The organism is Acidobacteriota bacterium, from assembly GCA_040754075.1.
Classification (GTDB): Bacteria; Acidobacteriota; Blastocatellia; order UBA7656; family UBA7656; genus JBFMDH01.
In genome coordinates, this window is sequence record JBFMDH010000020.1 from 11,992 (window position 1) to 29,988 (window position 17,997).

Sequence of the window (17,997 nt, forward strand, 5' to 3'; positions counted from 1 at the left end):
AACCAACGACGCGGTCTTTAGACCCTTGTTCAACCGATTCAAAACAACCTCAATCGCAAACCGCTCCAGGCTGCAATTCCTGAATTGCGCTAAAATTCCGTTCCGTCTTTGCTTAAACTTTCCGGTAATTTATCCGGCTCTCAAATCCTTAAAATATTATCTTGTTTTCTTCAAACGACAGTTTGTCGTGAAATCCTGATTGAAAAAGTCGTCCCATCGCTTCATAGTTTTCCATAGCACATTTGCGGAGTTCACCAGTGATGCACAGAAATTATCGCGACCCGTTGCACAACATCATTTCGCTCAATGAAAGCGTTCGCGATGACAAGCTCATTGTTGATTTGATTGATTCAGCCGAGTTTCAACGCTTGCGCCGCATCAAACAACTGGGGCTGGCGCTGTTTACCTATCAGGGCGCTGAACACAGTCGCTTTACGCATTCCATCGGCGTCATGCATTTAATGACCCGCGCGCTCAACTGGTTATCACAACAGCATCAAATCAGTGAAGAGGCTCGCGTCGTCGGGCGCGCCGGCGCATTGCTTCACGATTTGGGGCACGGCCCTTTTTCTCATGTCATGGAAAAAGTTTTTCGCTTCCATCACGAAGACTGGTCACGACAAATCATTCTTGAAACCAGTACCGAAGTGAATGCCATTTTGCGAAATTATGATTCCGAGCTTCCCGTAAAACTCGCCGCGCTTTATCAACACAATTATAAACCGGCGTTTATTTCGCAACTGGTGTCATCGCAACTTGATTGTGACCGCATGGATTATTTACTGCGCGACAGTTTGATGACCGGCGCGAAATACGGCATTTACGACCTTGAATGGGTTTTGCACGCCCTCAAAATTGATGAAACCTCTGACCGCGTTTATGTCGAAGCCAAAGGGCTTTATGCGGTCGAAGAATATTTGCAGGCGCGTTATTACATGTTTCGTCAGGTCTATTTTCATCGCACCCTGCGTTCTGCCGAGGTTGTCCTGGTATCAACCCTCAACCGCGCCCGCGAATTGATGGAACAAAATGCTCTGGGGTTTCGCATCGCGGGTTCTATTTTTGAAAAGATGTTGCGCGGTGAAAGCGTGACGACCAATGAATACCTGCAACTCGATGACACCGATGTTACCTTCCATTTGAAACAATGGATGCGTGACAAAGATGCGATTCTTGCAGACCTTGCCCAACGCTTCATTCATCGAAAACTTTTCAAAGCGCTGGATATTCATTTTGCCGATGATGCCGCCGACGAATTCTGGACGAGGGCTGCAAAGACAACCGCAAAAGCCGGTTTTGACCCGCAATATTATTTGATAACTGATCGCGCCGGCGATGTGCCTTATTATAATTTCTATTCGACGGTTGGCGTCGCGCCGGAAAGTTTAATTTATATTGAATCCGATGGCGCTCAACCGACCATCAAAGAAATCAGTGAAGTCTCGGAACTGGTAAGCGGGATGCGCGGTTATCAAATCAACCGCGTCTGTTTTCCGATGGAGCTTGCCGATGAAATTTCTCAAATCGCCAAAGAGTGTGCGACCCGCAAAAAGTAAAAAGGCAAATCGAAAACCGGTGATTCATTGATTATCGAATCCTCCGATTTTGATTTGCCTTTTTACTTTTCAGCTTGAGGCGAATGTTCTTATTAACCGTCTCTTAATGGACGTTGCTTGCACTATACTGAAAAAATCGCAACCGTCAATTCCCCGCTTGGGGAGGCTTACTTACTGGCTTTTTGATATTTCCCCAATGCTTCAAGAAATTGATTGGCATAGCTCGCAGTGGTTTTAAAGGTGATGGATTTACCTGCCCAACTGATGGTCAATCCTTTTTTGGAGAACCCGGCGGAAACCCCTGTCAACGTTGCTGCAAACGCATCTTCGCCGTTGTAATTGACGCCCGCGCCATTAACTGTCAGGGTGCCTGAACAGGAACCGCGAAACGCGCCATGTTCATGCTTGACGGGAATTCCAACAGGTGATGGCGCTTCTTCTTTTTCGCGTATGCGGTTTTCGATTTTTTCAATCCGGTCATCAAGCGTCGCAATCAAAAAGAGACTGCTGCCGCCGAGTTGTCGGGCTTCTTTATAGCGGCGCAACGCCGTATCCGTGTCACCTTGTTTGCTGGCAATCTCGCCGAGTAAAGCGATAGAGGATATGTATTGCTCGCCTGCCGACGAGGGAACCTGGCGAAAATATTCGCCCGCCTGTGTATAGTGACCAAGTTTGTAATGACTGTAGGCGAGCGCAAAAATCACATCAGCAGAGCCTTTGCCATTTATCAAGGCAAAATTTAAATCGCTTATCGCACCGGCAAAATCGCCGCTTCGATTTTTACTCAACCCTTCCTGACGACGATATTCAGCATCATTGGTTCTGGCTACTTCAGCGGCTTTGCGCGACGAAGCGTCCACCAGTTGGGCTTTTAATTGTCGAACCTGTTTATCATCGGCAAATGCCAGTTCAACGCGCGCCAGCAATCGGATCGCGCCCTCAAGGTCGCCACGCACCTGCGCCTGTTCTACAGCTTCAATAGAACGGTCTTTGACCTGTTGGCGAATACTGCGAGCCTGCGCGTTTTGCGGGTCAATGGCTAACACCTGACGGGCAAAAAAATCAGCATTGGCGCGCACCGGGTCAAGTAAATTTCCCGCGCGTAAAGCCGCGTCGGCTTTGGCGACCAACCCTTGAACCTCGCCGCGTTTGGTCGATAGTTGCGCTTCCATCCTTGCCATTGCCGTACGAATTTCGGAATCATTGGGGTAGTATTCGTTCAGGCTGCCGAGGATTCTCATAGCGCTACTGAAATCGCCACGCGCATATTCCACTTGCGAATCCTGTAAACGCTGCTTGCGAATCCGTTCCTGCATGGCGCGGGCAAATTCGTTGTTCGCGTCTTCATCGATGATTTGCTGGGAATACCAAAAGGCGCTGCCCTCAAAAGGAATCAGATAGCTTCCACGAGCGAACGCGGCTTCGGCTTGTTCCTGCAACCGGCGAATTTTTTCTTCGGGCGGCAAGTTTGCCATATCGGCAGAAACTTCGAGTTTCAATTTACGCTCGATGGTCGGTTGCGCATCGGAAATTTCTATCTTTTCGGTATAGGTTTCATATTGGTCTTTGGTGATGGTGAGCGTATAAGTTCCGGCTTTGAGTTGTTCGATTTTTACAGGCGTGGTGCCGTAAGATTTCGCGTCGAGCATGATTTCCGCGCCCGACGGATTGGTGAGGATAATTACCTGATCGACGGTTGCCGGTTTTTTGGTTACCAGATAAATGACGGCTGCAACCAGTGTGGTTATCAGTAATGCAGAGGTTGCCGCAAGTATCCACCAACGCCCACCGGTGCGACCTCTGGTAATGCTTAAATTATTTGCTGCAGATGAAATGGCGACCTCCTTTCATCAACCCCGACTAACCCATTGCCTGAGCAAACCATTGCGCAGCCAGGTTATCGACAATTCGCGGTGTGACCTCAATGGCGTTCTTCATATGAAGTTCGCGAGTGATGTGTCCCGCTACATATAATCCGGGGACTGTGGTTTCGTAAGTGTCTGTATTATAAACCGGTCGCCCGTCCGGCGCTATTTCCACACCGGCAGTTTCCAATAAAGTGGTATCCGGGTCAGCGCCAATGAGGGCGAGAATATGATGACAATTGATTTCCAATTGTTCGCCGCAATCAAGGCGTTCGAGTACAGCCGTTTGCGGACGAATTTCCAGAAGCTTTGCCGAGGTGATGATTTGAATCAACCCTGCGGCTTGAGCTTTTTCGATAGGTTCGCGCACCCAGGGTTTGATCTTGGCACGTGAAGCGCCGGTATCCGGGTCAGGCGCAAGATCAATGGCGGCGCGACGCAATATCCAAATCGGTCGGGCATCGAATTCCAATAAAAAGAGCGTCGCTTCAGCAGCCGAATTGCCGCCGCCAACCACCAGCACATCTTGATTCGCGTAACCCGCGCCCTCAACAAACCGATAGGCGACGCGGTCATCGCTCTCGCCCGGCACCTGTAATCGGCGTTGTCGTCCGAATCCGCCAACCGCAACCAGCACAGTGCGCGAAAGGTAATCGCCCTTGCTGGTTTTGATGATAAACCCTTGGGCGGTCGGGGTAATCGATTCGACCGCCTCGTTGGTGTGAATATTCAACTGCTGGTTTTTCACCAGAGTTTCATAATGCCGCAAAACCTCTTCGCGTGTCGGTTTTCTATCGCCTGGCAACGCGCCCGGCTCAAGTTCAACTTCATTTGAAGTCGAGAACAGCGATTTGCCCAAGGGATAATTGCGCACCGTTTGGGCGAGTTCGCCGCGTTCGATAATTAGAAAATCCAACCCTTGTCGCTTTGCTGAAAGCGCCGCGGCAAGACCGGATGGACCACTGCCGATAATCACTAAATCGTACATGTATATCTCGTTTTGTCGAATCGTTAAAATTAAGCATACTCCAATGCGCCTTAGAGGGTAAAGGACTATAAAGTCTGGAACTCATCCCGGTTGAGTGGTAATATCGTTGACGTTTGAATTAGCTTGAGCAAGTTTGGCGTCTTCCTTCGCTTCCTTAAATTAAATAAAACTAGCCCTCTTGATGTGCAGGGAAACGATTCCCTATTCGGAAAGCGTGTCGAAACCCGGTCTATGGATAATCTATCTCCCTTTAATCTCTCAATCATCAATCTGTCGAAACTGGAGCTTTCGCATTTAAATGAGCACCGCGAAACCCTGCAATCGATTTTAGATATGATACCGGAAGGCATTTTCATTGCGCGGGCGCCGGATGGTGTACCAATTTTGATGAATCGCTGCGGCAAAGAACTGCGCGGCGAAATTCCGGATTCGATGACCTTGCGCGATTATGAAGGTTATTGGCGATTGGAATATCTTGATGGCAGTGAAGTGCCCGGCGATGAATCGCCTTTGCGGCGCGCTTTACACGGCGAAACCGTTCAGCAACAGCCTTATCGGTTTTATAACCACAAAGGCGAGATGGGTTATCAACTCATCAATGCCGGACCTTTAAGACAGGCGGACGGGACAGTTTTTGCCATCGTTGTGGTTTTTTGTGATATTACGGAAAAATGGGAGACGCAAAAAAATTTACAACACCGGGAAAAACAATATCGAGATTCCGAAAAACGCTACCGCCTGTTATTTGAAAAAAATTTAGCCGGCGTCTATCGCGGGACGCTCGAAGGGCAAATCATCGATTGCAACGAAGCGTATGCCCAGTTGCTGGGATTTGCTTCGCGAGAAGAAGTGCTCGCCTTGAATGCATCCGATTTATATTTCCAAAAAGCCGAACGCGAAGCCTTTATCAGGCAACTCACGGCGCAAGGTTCGCTCACCAATCTGGAACTTTGCCTGCGAAAAAAAGATGGCAGCGCGGTCTGGGTTCTCGCCAATGTGAATTTAATCGGAGACCCCGGCGAAGATGAGCCATTCATTGAAGAGACCTTGATTGACATTACCGACAGAAAAGTGGTGGAAGAGGCTTTACGAGTTTCCGAAGAACGGTTTTCCAAAGCCTTCAATGCCAGTCCGATTCCCATGAGTTTGTCGCATTATGGGTGTTTTATTGATGTCAACAATAGCTTCCTACAGGCGACCGGCTATAGCCGTGAAGAAGTGATCGGGCATACGACCGCCGAGTTGGGCTTATGGGTTGACGAAGAAAATCAACGGGAACTGGTGGCGCATCGCGACCGCCATATTCCGCTTAAAGATATGGAAGCGCGTTACCGCACAAAATGGGGAGAGTTGCGATACGGTCTGTTTTGCGGCGAATCCATCATGGTGAATGGCAATGATTGTTTCCTGGCGACGATAACCGATATTACCGAGTGGAAAATCGCTGAACTCGCGTTGCGCGCTTCGGAAGAACGCTTTTCCAAAGCTTTTCATGCCAATCCGCTGCATATGGCAATCCTCACCTTGCAAGGCGCGCGTTTTGTTGATGTCAATGAATCCTTTCTCGACCACAGCGGTTACCGGCGCGAAGAACTGATCGGTCACACGGTAGATGAAATCGGTCTGTGGGCTTACCCGGAAGAGCGCGACAATTTGTTGCGCCTGTTTAATCGGCAGAAACGGGTTAAAGATTTTGAAGTCAGATTCCGCAAACGTTCAGGCGAAATCATGATCGGCTTGATGTCGGTTGAGCCGATTCTGCTGGTGGATGAACCCTGTTTGCTGACGGCAACGCTCGATATAACCGAGCGGAAAAAGCAGGAAGAGCAATTGATTAAAGCGCAACGCGAGTGGCGCACGACTTTTGATGCGATGCCTGATTCAGTTTTGCTCACCGATGCCAATGACCGTTTGATACGCGCCAATAAAGCGTTTTTTGAAAGAACCAATCTCACTTATGAAGAGGCTATCGGGCGCAATGTCGGCAGGCTTTTGCATCCTGACGATAGTTTTATCAGTGAAGAATTTTGCCCGCTTTGTCAGTTGCGAGCCACCAAAACGCGCGGCACCATTGAACTGCCGGCGGGCGTGGTTTCCGGCTATCCGCTGCTGGCAAGCATTGAACCGGTTTTTGATGACCACGGCAATCACACCGCCACTGTACAGGTTTTTCGCGACCTCACGGCGCTCTATTCGGCGCGGGAAGAGGTCGAACAGGAACGCGGCAGTTTAAAAGCCACCATCGAACAACTGGCTGATGCCTTAATTATTTTCGATGAAACCGGCAAGGTGGTGCGCGCCAATCAAGCCGCGCAAAAGCTATTTGGTTTCAAATTAGAGCAGATGGTTTCCGATTACTGGATAAATCTCGTTGATGGGCTGTTCACCGATAAAGAGGGACGCCTGCTTTCTCGCGATGAGCAACCGGTCAATCTGATTTTGCATGATCGCATTCGCATCAACAATCAGATTGTCTGGTACACTAGTCCGAAAGGTAAACGCCTGCTGCTTTCCAAAACGCTTTCGCCGTCATTCAATGAACAAGGGAAACTAACCGGCGTTGTTTCCATCACCCGCGACATCACCGAACAATATCGCGAGCAGGAACGCTTGCAACAAGCCGATAAATTGCGCGCCCTCGGACAACTGGCATCCGGCGTGGCGCACAATTTCAATAATGCCCTGGCGGCGGTCATCGGTTATTCACAACTCGCGGTTCGCAAAACCAATGACCCGGAAATTCAAGGTCATCTGCGGCTCATCGAACAATCTTCAAGAGATGCTGCGCGCATGGTTGAACGCATTCAAAATTTCGCCCGGTCGCGCGCCCAACAGGATGAATTCACCATCGCAAAAATCTCTGACATCGTGCGCGATGCCATAGACATCACGCGCCCGCGCTGGCGTTATGAAGCCGAAGCTCTCGGCTTAAATTATGGCGTATCGCTCGACTGGGAAATCAGCGAAGAGTTATTCGTTAAATGCGAGCCTTCGGAATTGCGCGAAGTTTTTATCAATCTCATTTTCAATGCGCTGGATGCCATGCCCGAAGGCGGCAGCATGAGCATTTCCGGCACGGTGAATGAAAATGACGTTACCATCAATTTTAAAGACACCGGCATCGGCATGAGCGAAGAAGTCAAGAATCGCATCTTTGACCCGTTCTTTACCACGAAAGGCGCTGCCGGTCTCGGCATGGGACTCAGCGAAAGCTATCGCATCGTCGAACGCCACAACGGTCATTTCACAGTTGAAAGTCAACCACACTACGGAACCACCTTTTCCATCATCCTGCCGCTTGCGATACTCCCGACCGTTGAGTCAATCAACAAACCGGCTGAGGCTCCGGCAGCGAAAAAGCATATCCTGGTCATTGATGATGAAGAGATTGTCCGCCGCGCCCTCTATTCCATTTTTGAAAATATGGGGCACGAAGTGGCGCAGGCAGCCGGGCGTGATGAAGCGTTGCAGTTGCTTGCCGGTTCTAAATTCGATTTCGTCATTACCGACCTTGCCATGCCGGATACCGACGGCATCGCCATCGCCAAGGAGATAAAAGCGCTCAACCCGGAAACCAAAGTGTTATTGATGAGCGGCTATAATCCCGACCGCGTTGAGGAGCGAATTAAAGAGGTCGGTTCGATTGACGGACGAATTGCCAAACCTTTCAAATTCGAGGAAATTCGCGTCATCATTCAAGACTTACTCAATTGCCATTAGAGCCGTTTGCGACTTTTCGTGGACTCGGTTGAACAAGCGGTTTTTGACCGTCCGCTCAATCGCGGTCAAAGACCGCTTCCTTAACTTCAGTCAATGGTTTGGCAAGCCGCTCTAATCCACCCGCTGATATTGCTGCAAAATCTTCCGAATATCTTCAGGCAACGGTGAATTGAACATCAGCCACTTGCCATCAACCGGATGATGAAACGCAAGCCGCGCCGCGTGCAGACATAAACGCGAGTCTGGAGTCTGGAGTCGCGAGTCTGGAGTCAACTGCTTGAATTTAGGTATCCGGTGTTCGGGGTCTGCTGGTCGTTCTGTTTTTTGACTCGCGACTCCAGACTCCAGACTCGCGACTTCCTTTCCATAAATATCATCACCGATAATCGGGTGCCCGATATAAGCCGTATGAATGCGTAATTGGTTGGTGCGCCCGGTTATTGGTTCAAGTTCCAAAAGCGTCGCGCCATTCAATCTTTGCAACACCTGAAAATTGGTTTCAGCATATTTGCCATCTGCCATCACGCGACGCGGCGGTTTGCGCGTTTCATCGTGACCGATGGGCGCAATAATCGTTCCCGTGTCTTCCCGCACCTCGCCTTCTACCAATGCGAGGTAACGTTTCTCGACTTTGCGTTTATGAAAATGTTTGGTAAGCAGACTCAAGGCTCGTTGATTTTTTGCCACCACCATCACACCCGAAGTTGCGCGGTCAAGCCGATGCACCAGCCCCGGGCGAATGATGAATTGCGGATTGCGACAGACCTCCGGCATTGAACCGGCTTCGGCATTTTCGTTTATACCTGCCTGAGCGTTTTCAGATGAGGCAGCACTGTTCATTGGTGCGGGCGTTAAATCTCCATTAGTAGCGAACCTTTGCTCGCCCTGAGAGAGAGATGACGGTTCATTGGAAATCCGCAATTCGCGGGAGGCTTTAGCCTGCCCCGCAATTCGCAATTGATTCAGGTGGTAGGCGAGGGCGTTCAGTAAAGTTCCGGTTTTGGTTGAGCGATTCGGATGCACCAGCATTCCCGTCGGCTTAACGACAACGATGATGTCTTCATCTTCGTGAAGAATTTCAAGCGCGATGGCTTCAGGATTCATTCCCGTGGGCACTTCATTGCTGAATTCCAGTTCAATGAAATCACCGGCGGCAAGATGATAACCGGCGGGACGCGGTTCGTGGTTGACCAGACAGGCTTGCCCGGCAAGCAGATTGGCAATCCGCATACGGCTCAAGGCGCTGAGTTGCGACGCGAGAAACCGATCAAGGCGTTTGCCTGCCTCTTCCTGTTGAATGTGAAATTGAATGCGTTGCATCATCACATTTGATTGTACCCGCAAAGAAAAAAATAAAGCGAAGAGATTTACAACCCTCCCTTCGCCGTGTTTTTTATTAGCAGTCAGCTTTACTCACGCACAATTGCTGTCAGATAAGCGGTCGACTACTGCGGAAAATAGACGCGCACCGTGCCATCCGGGTTGATGATGCGAATCGGCGAACGGGTGCCTTTCGGAATCACCGCTCTGGCTTTGCGTCCATCCGTGACAATCGCTTTTTGCACAATCTCTGTGCCTTCGAGATTCACGTGCGCCGCTTTGGTAAATGACAAACAGATGCCCGATGCCGGGTCAACAACTTCGAGCCGCGTGCCCTGCGCGAAACCTTTGCCTTTGACAAGGATTTGTTTTTTGCCAAGTTCCAGTGAGTCAATCACCGGAACGGTGGCGATGTTTTCACGCAGTGACGGGACACTCACAATCAACAGGGAACTATCAGGTTGTCCGCAGGCAACAAACGACGTGAGTTTATAGCCGGTAATTTGATTGGGATTTCCCGCAGCCGTGAGGAGTTCAGTGCGCGTTGCCAAGCCGCGCAGTTTCGGACAATTTGCCGCAGCGATTGCCGGAGCGGTAACTATTTGATCAATGCGCGAATCGATGACCCCGATAATCCCCAATCCATCATTGGTGAAAACGATTTCGCTGTTCTTATCGGTTAAAAATGAAGCGATGCCAAAAATGCCACCGCCGCCACCACCGGCTTCATTCGTGAGTCCGCTCGTCGTGTTGCGCGTGAGCGGCGCGGTTGGCGCGGCAATTCCGGTTGCGCCCGCGCTGCCTGCGGGTGTCCCCACGGTCGCCGGGTCTATGACAAATCGCAGAAAGCTATCGCTACAGGTATCAATTTCAACAATCGCGCCGTTGGGATTTGCGGCTGCATCATTGAATGCGACATAGAGGTTGCCATTCGTAGGCGAAACCGTTGCCGCTACCGGATTTTTTAATGCGGGCAAAGGTGGAAGTCCCGGCGCGGGCGGCGCAGTGTCAGGAAGCACAATATCTTTGATTTTGGTATCGGTGTGCGTGTCAATCACCGAAATCGTGCCATCACCGGCATTGGTCACATAGAGTTTGCTGTTGCCGAGCGAAAATGTGCAACTCGACGGATCAACGCCAACCGCGATTTCGCGGATTTTGGTTTTCGTCGCCGTGTTAATCACATCGACGCGACCATCACCGCCACACGGCACATAAAGTTTTGCGGTTCCATCAATCATACCGAGCGCAGGCGTTTTCGGTCCCTTCCCAACGTTGATGAAGGTTTGCGCGTAGGTGCCATTTGCCTGCTTCGACAAAACGGCGACTCGCCCCGCTGCAACGGTTGCATAATCAATCGGAAATTCTTTGGTCAAAATGGTGTTTGACCCGAACAAAGTCACATATAAATTGTTCGCTGCATCAACGGCAATACCATAAGGACCATCGGGCGCGCCGCCCGTGCCATCGCCTACCGGAACATTGATAAAGCTATTGTCGCTGGTTTTAACGATGGTGAGATTATCGGAAACATAATTGGCGACGAAGGCTTCTGCGCCATTCGCGCTCACCGCCACCGCCCAGGGTTCGACTGCCGCAGGGTCTTTGATTTTGGTGATGGTTGGGGTTTCGGCAGTGCCGGTTTCGATGGTGGCGCGAATCAACCAGCTACCGGCGGCGCTGCCCGCTCCGCCTGTGCAATTTGGCAAACTGCCGAATATCGATGCCTGGGTTCGCCAGTGTACGCCGCCATCAAATGACAAATAAGATTCGGTTCCGGGCTGCGCGGATTTACCTGGGATGTCCACCATCGCAGGCAATGGCCCAAATCCATCGTCGTCGATTGCGCCGACCACGAAACTGCCCGCATCAATGGTAACGGGCGTTACCAGATTGAAAGTCATAAAACTCTCTGTGCCACGCACGCGACCGGTAAAGGCGGCAAGCGGCGTTTGCTCCTGTGCGGGTCCGTCATTTTCAGGGTCGGCATAAACCACTATGCGATAGAGCGCATCGCGTTTGACTTCGCGGTCTGGAATGTTGCGTTGAAAACCGATAGTGATGGTGCGCAAAGTCGCAGGGTAAACGGTCGGCGTCAGTTTATTTGCCCAGCCGAAATTTTTTCCGTTAAGCAGGTCGCCGGTTCCGGCGGCGCATTCCGGTTGCCCGTCATCAAGGCTGAGTTCAACGAGGGTTCCTTGCGGCGCGACCGTTTGTGCAGTCACTACAAATTGTCTGGGTCGAATGAGCGACGAAGCGGTCAACAAAAAGGCAAACAGCGCAAGCAAAACCAACCTGCGCACAGTGAGGGGACGTGCTTTCATGGCTTTTCACCTGAATCGTTTTTTCGTAGGGCTTCCTGCTTCCTGGTGTGGGAAAGTAAATCTAGCAAAAGTTTTGTAAATAAACTAATGAGAAACACACATTGAGAATTTTTTTAACCAAAATTCTCAGCTCTCAAATCAAGCTTTTATTGGTTAAATTTTTGCGATGTTATGCAGATTCCATCAAATGCTCTTGAGCAATGGTGAAATCGTCGGGAGAGTTCACAGCGATGGTACGGTACATTTTTGGTCAGTCCTCGGCATCCTCTGCGGGCTTTGCGCTTGCTTTTCATCGAACCCCCTTGGTTTACCTGCCGCGATAAATAATTTTTCGCAAAAGTTGATTCGGTTTGATAAATCTCTGCCGGTCTATTGCCCGCCATGATATTCTACCCATGCCTTACGGTGTTCGACGCTCGAAAAATTTTCTTTTAAACAACGTCTATTGTTTTCCGTAACCAGTGAATCGTGATATAGACAAAAAGTTGTTAGGATTGACCTGACATCGAAACTGTAAGTTTGTAAATCGCATGCTTCAGGAAACCATTTCTCATTACCGGATTATCAAGCAGATTGGCGTCGGCGGTATGGGTGAGGTTTATCTCGCGGAAGATAAAAATCTGGGGCGACGGGTGGCGCTTAAAATTTTATCGTCCGGGTTTACCGGCGATGACGGGCAGTTGCGCCGGTTTGAACAGGAAGCCTATGCCGCATCGGCGCTGAACCATCCCAACATCATCACCATCTATGAAGTTGGCATTGACCAAACTACCCATTTTATCGCGACAGAATTTGTCGAAGGCGAAACCCTGCGTCAGCATTTATCGCGGTCAAAACCGAGCCTCAAAGAATTACTCGACATTGCCATCCAAATTGCCAGCGCGCTCGCTGCCTCGCACGAAGCCGGCATCGTGCATCGCGATATTAAACCGGAAAACATCATGCTGCGGCGCGATGGCTACATTAAAGTGCTGGATTTCGGTATCGCCAAGTTGACGGAACATTTCAACGAGAAACGTTCTGCTCAAGCTGAAAACACCGGTGAGGCGACGCTGGCAGTCGTGAATACCGATTCCAATGTGGTATTGGGAAGTCCCAGTTATATGTCGCCCGAACAGGCGCGCGGCGTAAACATTGATGCGCGCACCGACATTTTCAGTCTTGGAGTTATCCTTTATGAAATGGCAACCGGCAAACGACCGTTTGAAGGCGAGACGTCGTTTGATGTGATTGCCGCGATCTTAAATCAGGAACCGGTGCCGCTCACCAAAATTTCCGAAGAACTCCCGGAAGCGATCAATCGCATCGTGATGAAAATGTTGAAAAAGGATAGAAATGAGCGTTATCAATCGGCTCAGGAATTAATCAATGAACTGCGGTCGCTTGAATACCGGGTCAAACATCGTTATGAACTCGGTCACGCTGCCGGTTCCGATTCCTATACGACCCGCGAAATGGTTTCCAAACCGGTCATCACGGTAAAAGAGACGGCGCAAGACAGTTTTGCGATGGGCGCCACGACCGGTTCGATTTCTCAACAAATTCTGGTCAAAGTCAAAGAGAATAAAATTGTCACCGCGGCGCTTGCGCTCCTCGTCATTGGCGCGATTGTGGCTTTGTGGGTTTTCCCACGCAAAACCGCAGTCTTAAATGAACGCGATACCGTGTTGCTTGCCGATTTCACCAACACAACCAGGGATGCGGTTTTTGACGGCACCCTGAGACAAGCCTTAGCGGTACAACTGGAACAATCGCCTTTTCTAAGTATTTTTTCAGATGAACGCATACGCGAAACCTTGCGTTATATGAACCGCTCGCCGGATGAACGGCTCACCGTTCCGGTAGCCCGCGAGATTTGTCAGCGACAAGGTTTGAAAGCCTTATTGACCGGTTCGATTTCCAGTCTCGGCAGCCATTATGTGATTTCGCTTGAAGCCCTGAACGCGCAAACCGGAGATGCGATTGCCCGCCAGCAGGTCGAAGCCGAAAGTAAAGAACGGGTGCTGACGGCGCTCGGTAACGCCGCCTCGAATCTGCGCGAAAAATTGGGTGAATCCCTGCGCACCATCAATCGCTACGATGCGCCGATTGAACAGGCAACCACCTCATCGCTTGAAGCTTTGAAAGCCTTTTCCCTCGGCAGTGAACAGCAAACCCGCGGGCGCTATCTGGAAGCCATTCCGTTTTACAAACGCGCCGTCGAATTAGACCCGAATTTTGCAATGGCGCACGCGCGGCTTGCGGTGGCTTACGATAACAGCCGTCAATCGGAACTCGCGGCAGCCTCAGCCACCAAAGCTTTTGAGATGAAAGACCGCGTCAGCGAACGCGAAAAGTTATTCATCTCGTGGCGCTACTATTCACTGACCACACGCGAACTGGATAAAATCATCGAAGTCCTCGAACTCTGGCGGCAGACCTATCCGCGCGCCGCCGAACCGCCCAACACTTTGGCGTTTTATTACGCGCAGATGGGACAATTCGAGCGCGCCATCGAAGAAGCGCAAGCCGCCATTCAATTGAATCCGACGCGCGCCCAACCTTATTCAAATCTCGCCATCGCCTTGATGTGCCTCAATCGTTTCGACGAAGCCAACGCGACCTATGAACAGGCGCTCGCTCAAGGCTTGGATTCCGTCGGTTATCACTGGGGGCTTTACCTGATTGGCTTTACGCACAATGATGCGCAGGCGATGCAGAAAGAGATTGATTTTTTAACCGGCAAGCCAAATGAATATGAAGCGGTCGATTGGCAGGCGAAAAGCAAAACCTTTTCCGGGCAATTGGAAAAAGCCCGCGCGTTATCGAATCACGCGATTGACCTTGCCAAACAACGCGGGCTGAATGAAGTCGCTTCGCAGTTTGCCATCAGCGCGACGTTGCGCGAAGCGGTCACCGGCAGTTGCCAGCAAACGGCTACAGGCGTGGCAAGCGCGATGGCGCTTGCCAAAACCAATGCCGCGATTATCGAAGGCGCGTTGGCGCTGGCGATGTGTGGCGAAGCGACACAATCGCTCAACTTGATCAATGAGCAGGTCAAACGCTATCCCAAAGATACCCTGTTGAATGCTGTATGGCTGCCAACGGTAAAAGCCATCGTCGAATTGCGTCGCAACAATTTCACCGGCGCGGTTGAATTACTCGAAACGGCGCGGCGTTATGAGAAAGGTTATGCGGCGGCTTACTGGCCGCTTTACGTTCGCGGCTTGGCGTATCTTGGTGCGCGTGACGGGACGCGCGCCGAAACTGAATTCAGAAAAATCCTCGACAGCCCCGGCGTCAATGTCAATTCGGGCTTGTATTCGCTGGCTTATTTGCAGGTCGCCCGCGCCATCGCGCTCAGCAATGATAAAGCGCAAAGCCGCAAAGCCTACGAAGATTTCTTTGCCATCTGGAAAGACGCAGACGCGAATCTGCCGATTCTTCAACAAGCCCGCCGTGAGTTTGAAAAATTTAAATAGCTTTCGTCGGCGATGGAATTACGTTTTCCGAAAGTTTGAGTTTCGCCGCTTCTGCATTTACCGACGGCTCAGGGTCGCGCAGCAATCGTTCGACTATTGGCTTCGCTTGGGTTGAATCAAGTTGCGCAAGCGCCCAGAGGGCGTGCGAACGAATTAACGGTTCAGGGTCATGGTCAATCCGTTCTATTAGGTTTGGAATTGCTGCGGTGCATTCGATATTAGCGGCAACAATCGTAGCATTTCTCAATAACCCTCGGCGCTTGGGTCTGGTGAGCGGTGTGCCTTTGAACCGCTCGCGAAACTCCGCATCACTGGCAATCGAAAGCAATCCAACTAAATCAAGCCGCTCACCCGCGCCGCGTTCAGGTTTGAACTCCAGCCATTTCGTATCGGTTGAAAACCGATTGAAAGGACAAACCGTCTGGCAGACATCGCAACCGAAAAGCCATTCGCCTAATCCTTGGCGCAATTCAACCGGAATCGCGCCTTTGTGTTCAATCGTCAGATATGAAATACAACGCCGCGCATCCAGTTTATACGCGCCATCGAAAGCATCGGTCGGACAGGCATTCAGACAACGATGACAGGTGCCGCAACTCACCTTGATGTCGCGGTCTTCGACAGGTAGTTCAAGGTCAAGAAAAATCTCTGCCAGAAAAAACCATGAACCCGCTTGCGGTTGTAAAATATTGGTATTCTTGCCGAAAAATCCGAGTCCGGCGCGTGCCGCAATGCCGCGTTCCAGTAGCGGCACGGCATCGACAAAACACCGCGAATAGATTTTGCGCCCCGCAAGTTTTTCAATTTCACCGGCAAGTAACAATAATCGCGCCTTCACCACATCGTGATAATCCAACCCCCAGGCATAACGCGCCACCCGACCATAACGATTTTGGTGTTGAAAAGCGGGCGCTTCGACATAGTAATTCACTGCGAGGGTGACAAGCGATGCGGCTTGCGGCACAAGAGTTTGCGGATTTGTGTGAAGCTCTGTGCGCCGCGTCAGGTAATGCATCTCAGCGGCAAAACCGGCGTCGCGCCACTCGCGAAAAAGTTCCGCGTCACGCGCAAGCGGGGCAACTGAAGTGATGGCGATAACTTCAAAGCCAAGTTCGCGCGCGGCGCTTTTTATTTGTGCGACCAGATGGTTCACGTTTTTAGACTACGCACGGTGAACTTTCGGTGTCAATTCACCTGCCGAACTTCATCGCATCTTTCGCCTGCGTTTCAGCGTAGTAACCTATCGCAACGAGGTGAGCGTTGATGCTAAAATGATTGCCGCGCCAGTGTGGGAAAAGAAAGTTATGGACATCAAAGTTGGGATTATTTGCGACAGAGGGTTGAATCCGAAACGCCCGGTGAATCAGGACAACTTTCTTTCGGTTCCCGAACACGGATTGTTCGCGGTTTTTGATGGCGTCGGCGGGCAAAAAGCCGGTGAGGTCGCAAGCCACATGGCTGCCGAAACCATTGAAGAATCGCTTGCCAACATTAATGCCGGGTCTTCCAGAGAATTAATCAGCCGCGCCATTCAATTCGCCAATCGCGATATCCATGAACTTGCCGAAGGCAATCCCGATTACCGAACGATGGCAACCACCGTTGCGCTCATTCACCTGAGCGATAATCAAGCGACCATCGCACACGTCGGCGATAGTCGCGTCTATCGGCTCGAAGACGGCTATTTTTACCGCGAAACCATAGACCACACCGACATCAATGATGACATTCGCGCAGGGGTTACGCCTGAACGCCACCCGAAAGGCAATGTCATCAATCGCGCGCTTGGCGCGGAAGCGGATGTCGAGGTTGAAATCAAATCCATCCTTCTTAAAGAAGGTGCGCGCCTGTTACTGTGCAGCGACGGCATCTATCGCCATCTTGCCGACGAAGAGATTGCCCGTGTGCTTTCGCAAAACAAAGACCCGCAGGAAGCCGCCGACGAATTGAAACGCATCGTCCATGCGCGCGGCGCGGATGACAATTTAACCGCTATTGTTGTACAACTCGGACGCGCGCGGATCTCGCCCGTCAAAGGCACTGATGATGGCATCTCACGTTTCTTGAAAAAACATACACCCGCAACCATGCCTACGCGGATTAAAAAATCGGGCAAACTCGCGGCGCGTGAAGCCAGTGCTCATTCAATAAGCGCCGCCGCGCCCCGCAGTCGCATTGAAGTCGATTTCGGCGAAACCAAAGAAGAGAGCGTTTGGGGCACGCCTTCCAGTTCGCAATTCGATGAGGCGGATACCCCGAATAAATCGCGGATGCTGATTTGGGTTGTGGTTTTCATCATTGGCATCAGCGGCGCTTTTTATGCGGGATATAAATTGTCAGAATGGCAAAAAGGTTCTACGTCCAAGCCGCCCGCAAATGACACGGCAAGTCAAATCAAAGCCGCGCGTGAAGATTTTGAAAAAGGCAGTGCGGCAGCCGCTGCCAATATCCTTGCGGGTATCGTGACCCGCGAACCGCAAAACGCCGAAGCCAGGTACTGGCTGGGGCGGGTACAGTTTGAACAAGGCGAGTACGTCAAGGCGCGGGAAAATTTTGATGAAGCAATTAAAGTCGAAAACAAACGCGCCGAATTTTATTTACACGCATCAATGGCGCAACGCGCGCTCGGCGAAAAAAATAAAGCCGATGCCCTGTTTGAACGTTATGTTGAACTAAAGAAATCGGCGGCGCAACCGGCAACCATACAAGCGCCGAACAGATAGGATTCAGGATATAGGATTCAGGGAAAGGAAAGTATGAAGT

General features: G+C 50.8%; 9 protein-coding genes. 4 read left to right on the forward strand and 5 right to left on the reverse strand.

Annotated elements, in window-relative coordinates:
* The first annotated feature begins 260 nt into the window (after window positions 1–260).
* The gene (locus AB1757_19795) at window positions 261–1,556 is read left to right on the forward strand and encodes an HD domain-containing protein (GenBank protein ID MEW6129293.1); all 1,296 of its coding nucleotides are present in this window, start codon (window positions 261–263) and stop codon (window positions 1,554–1,556) included.
* Window positions 1,557–1,723: 167 nt separating this feature from the next.
* Here the strand turns inward: AB1757_19795 and AB1757_19800 are convergent, their stop codons facing one another.
* Window positions 1,724–3,391, reverse strand: coding sequence for a PEGA domain-containing protein (locus AB1757_19800; protein MEW6129294.1), 1,668 nt, complete (start codon window positions 3,389–3,391; stop codon window positions 1,724–1,726).
* Window positions 3,392–3,416: 25 nt separating this feature from the next.
* The gene (locus AB1757_19805; GenBank protein MEW6129295.1) at window positions 3,417–4,409 is read right to left on the reverse strand and encodes an NAD(P)-binding domain-containing protein; all 993 of its coding nucleotides are present in this window, start codon (window positions 4,407–4,409) and stop codon (window positions 3,417–3,419) included.
* 231 nt (window positions 4,410–4,640) lie between these two features.
* On the opposite strand from AB1757_19805, the gene AB1757_19810 reads away from it, so the two are divergent.
* Complete coding sequence (locus AB1757_19810; GenBank protein ID MEW6129296.1) at window positions 4,641–8,129, forward strand: PAS domain S-box protein; 3,489 nt, start codon at window positions 4,641–4,643, stop codon at window positions 8,127–8,129.
* Window positions 8,130–8,240: 111 nt separating this feature from the next.
* On the opposite strand, the gene AB1757_19815 is transcribed toward AB1757_19810, so the two are convergent.
* Both AB1757_19815 and AB1757_19820 read right to left on the reverse strand, forming a co-directional pair.
* Window positions 8,241–9,452 (reverse strand): RluA family pseudouridine synthase, encoded by a 1,212-nt coding sequence (locus AB1757_19815; protein ID MEW6129297.1) that lies wholly within the window; start codon window positions 9,450–9,452, stop codon window positions 8,241–8,243.
* Between the two features lie 122 nt (window positions 9,453–9,574).
* Entirely contained in the window at window positions 9,575–11,773 is a 2,199-nt protein-coding gene (locus tag AB1757_19820) for a YncE family protein (GenBank protein MEW6129298.1), read from the reverse strand.
* 530 nt (window positions 11,774–12,303) lie between these two features.
* Here AB1757_19820 and AB1757_19825 point away from each other — a divergent pair.
* Window positions 12,304–15,234: a protein kinase gene (locus AB1757_19825; protein MEW6129299.1), complete on the forward strand. Its 2,931-nt coding sequence runs from the start codon at window positions 12,304–12,306 to the stop codon at window positions 15,232–15,234.
* On the opposite strand, the gene queG is transcribed toward AB1757_19825, so the two are convergent.
* A complete protein-coding gene (gene queG, locus AB1757_19830) occupies window positions 15,227–16,387 on the reverse strand; it encodes a tRNA epoxyqueuosine(34) reductase QueG (protein MEW6129300.1) in 1,161 nt (386 codons plus the stop codon). The two genes, AB1757_19825 and queG, sit on opposite strands and share 8 nt — an antisense overlap.
* Window positions 16,388–16,538: 151 nt before the next feature.
* Here queG and AB1757_19835 point away from each other — a divergent pair, with 151 nt between their 5' ends.
* Window positions 16,539–17,957 carry a protein phosphatase 2C domain-containing protein gene (locus AB1757_19835; protein ID MEW6129301.1) on the forward strand — a complete coding sequence of 473 codons (1,419 nt, stop codon included), beginning with the start codon at window positions 16,539–16,541 and terminating at the stop codon, window positions 17,955–17,957.
* The last annotated feature ends 40 nt before the right edge of the window (window positions 17,958–17,997 follow it).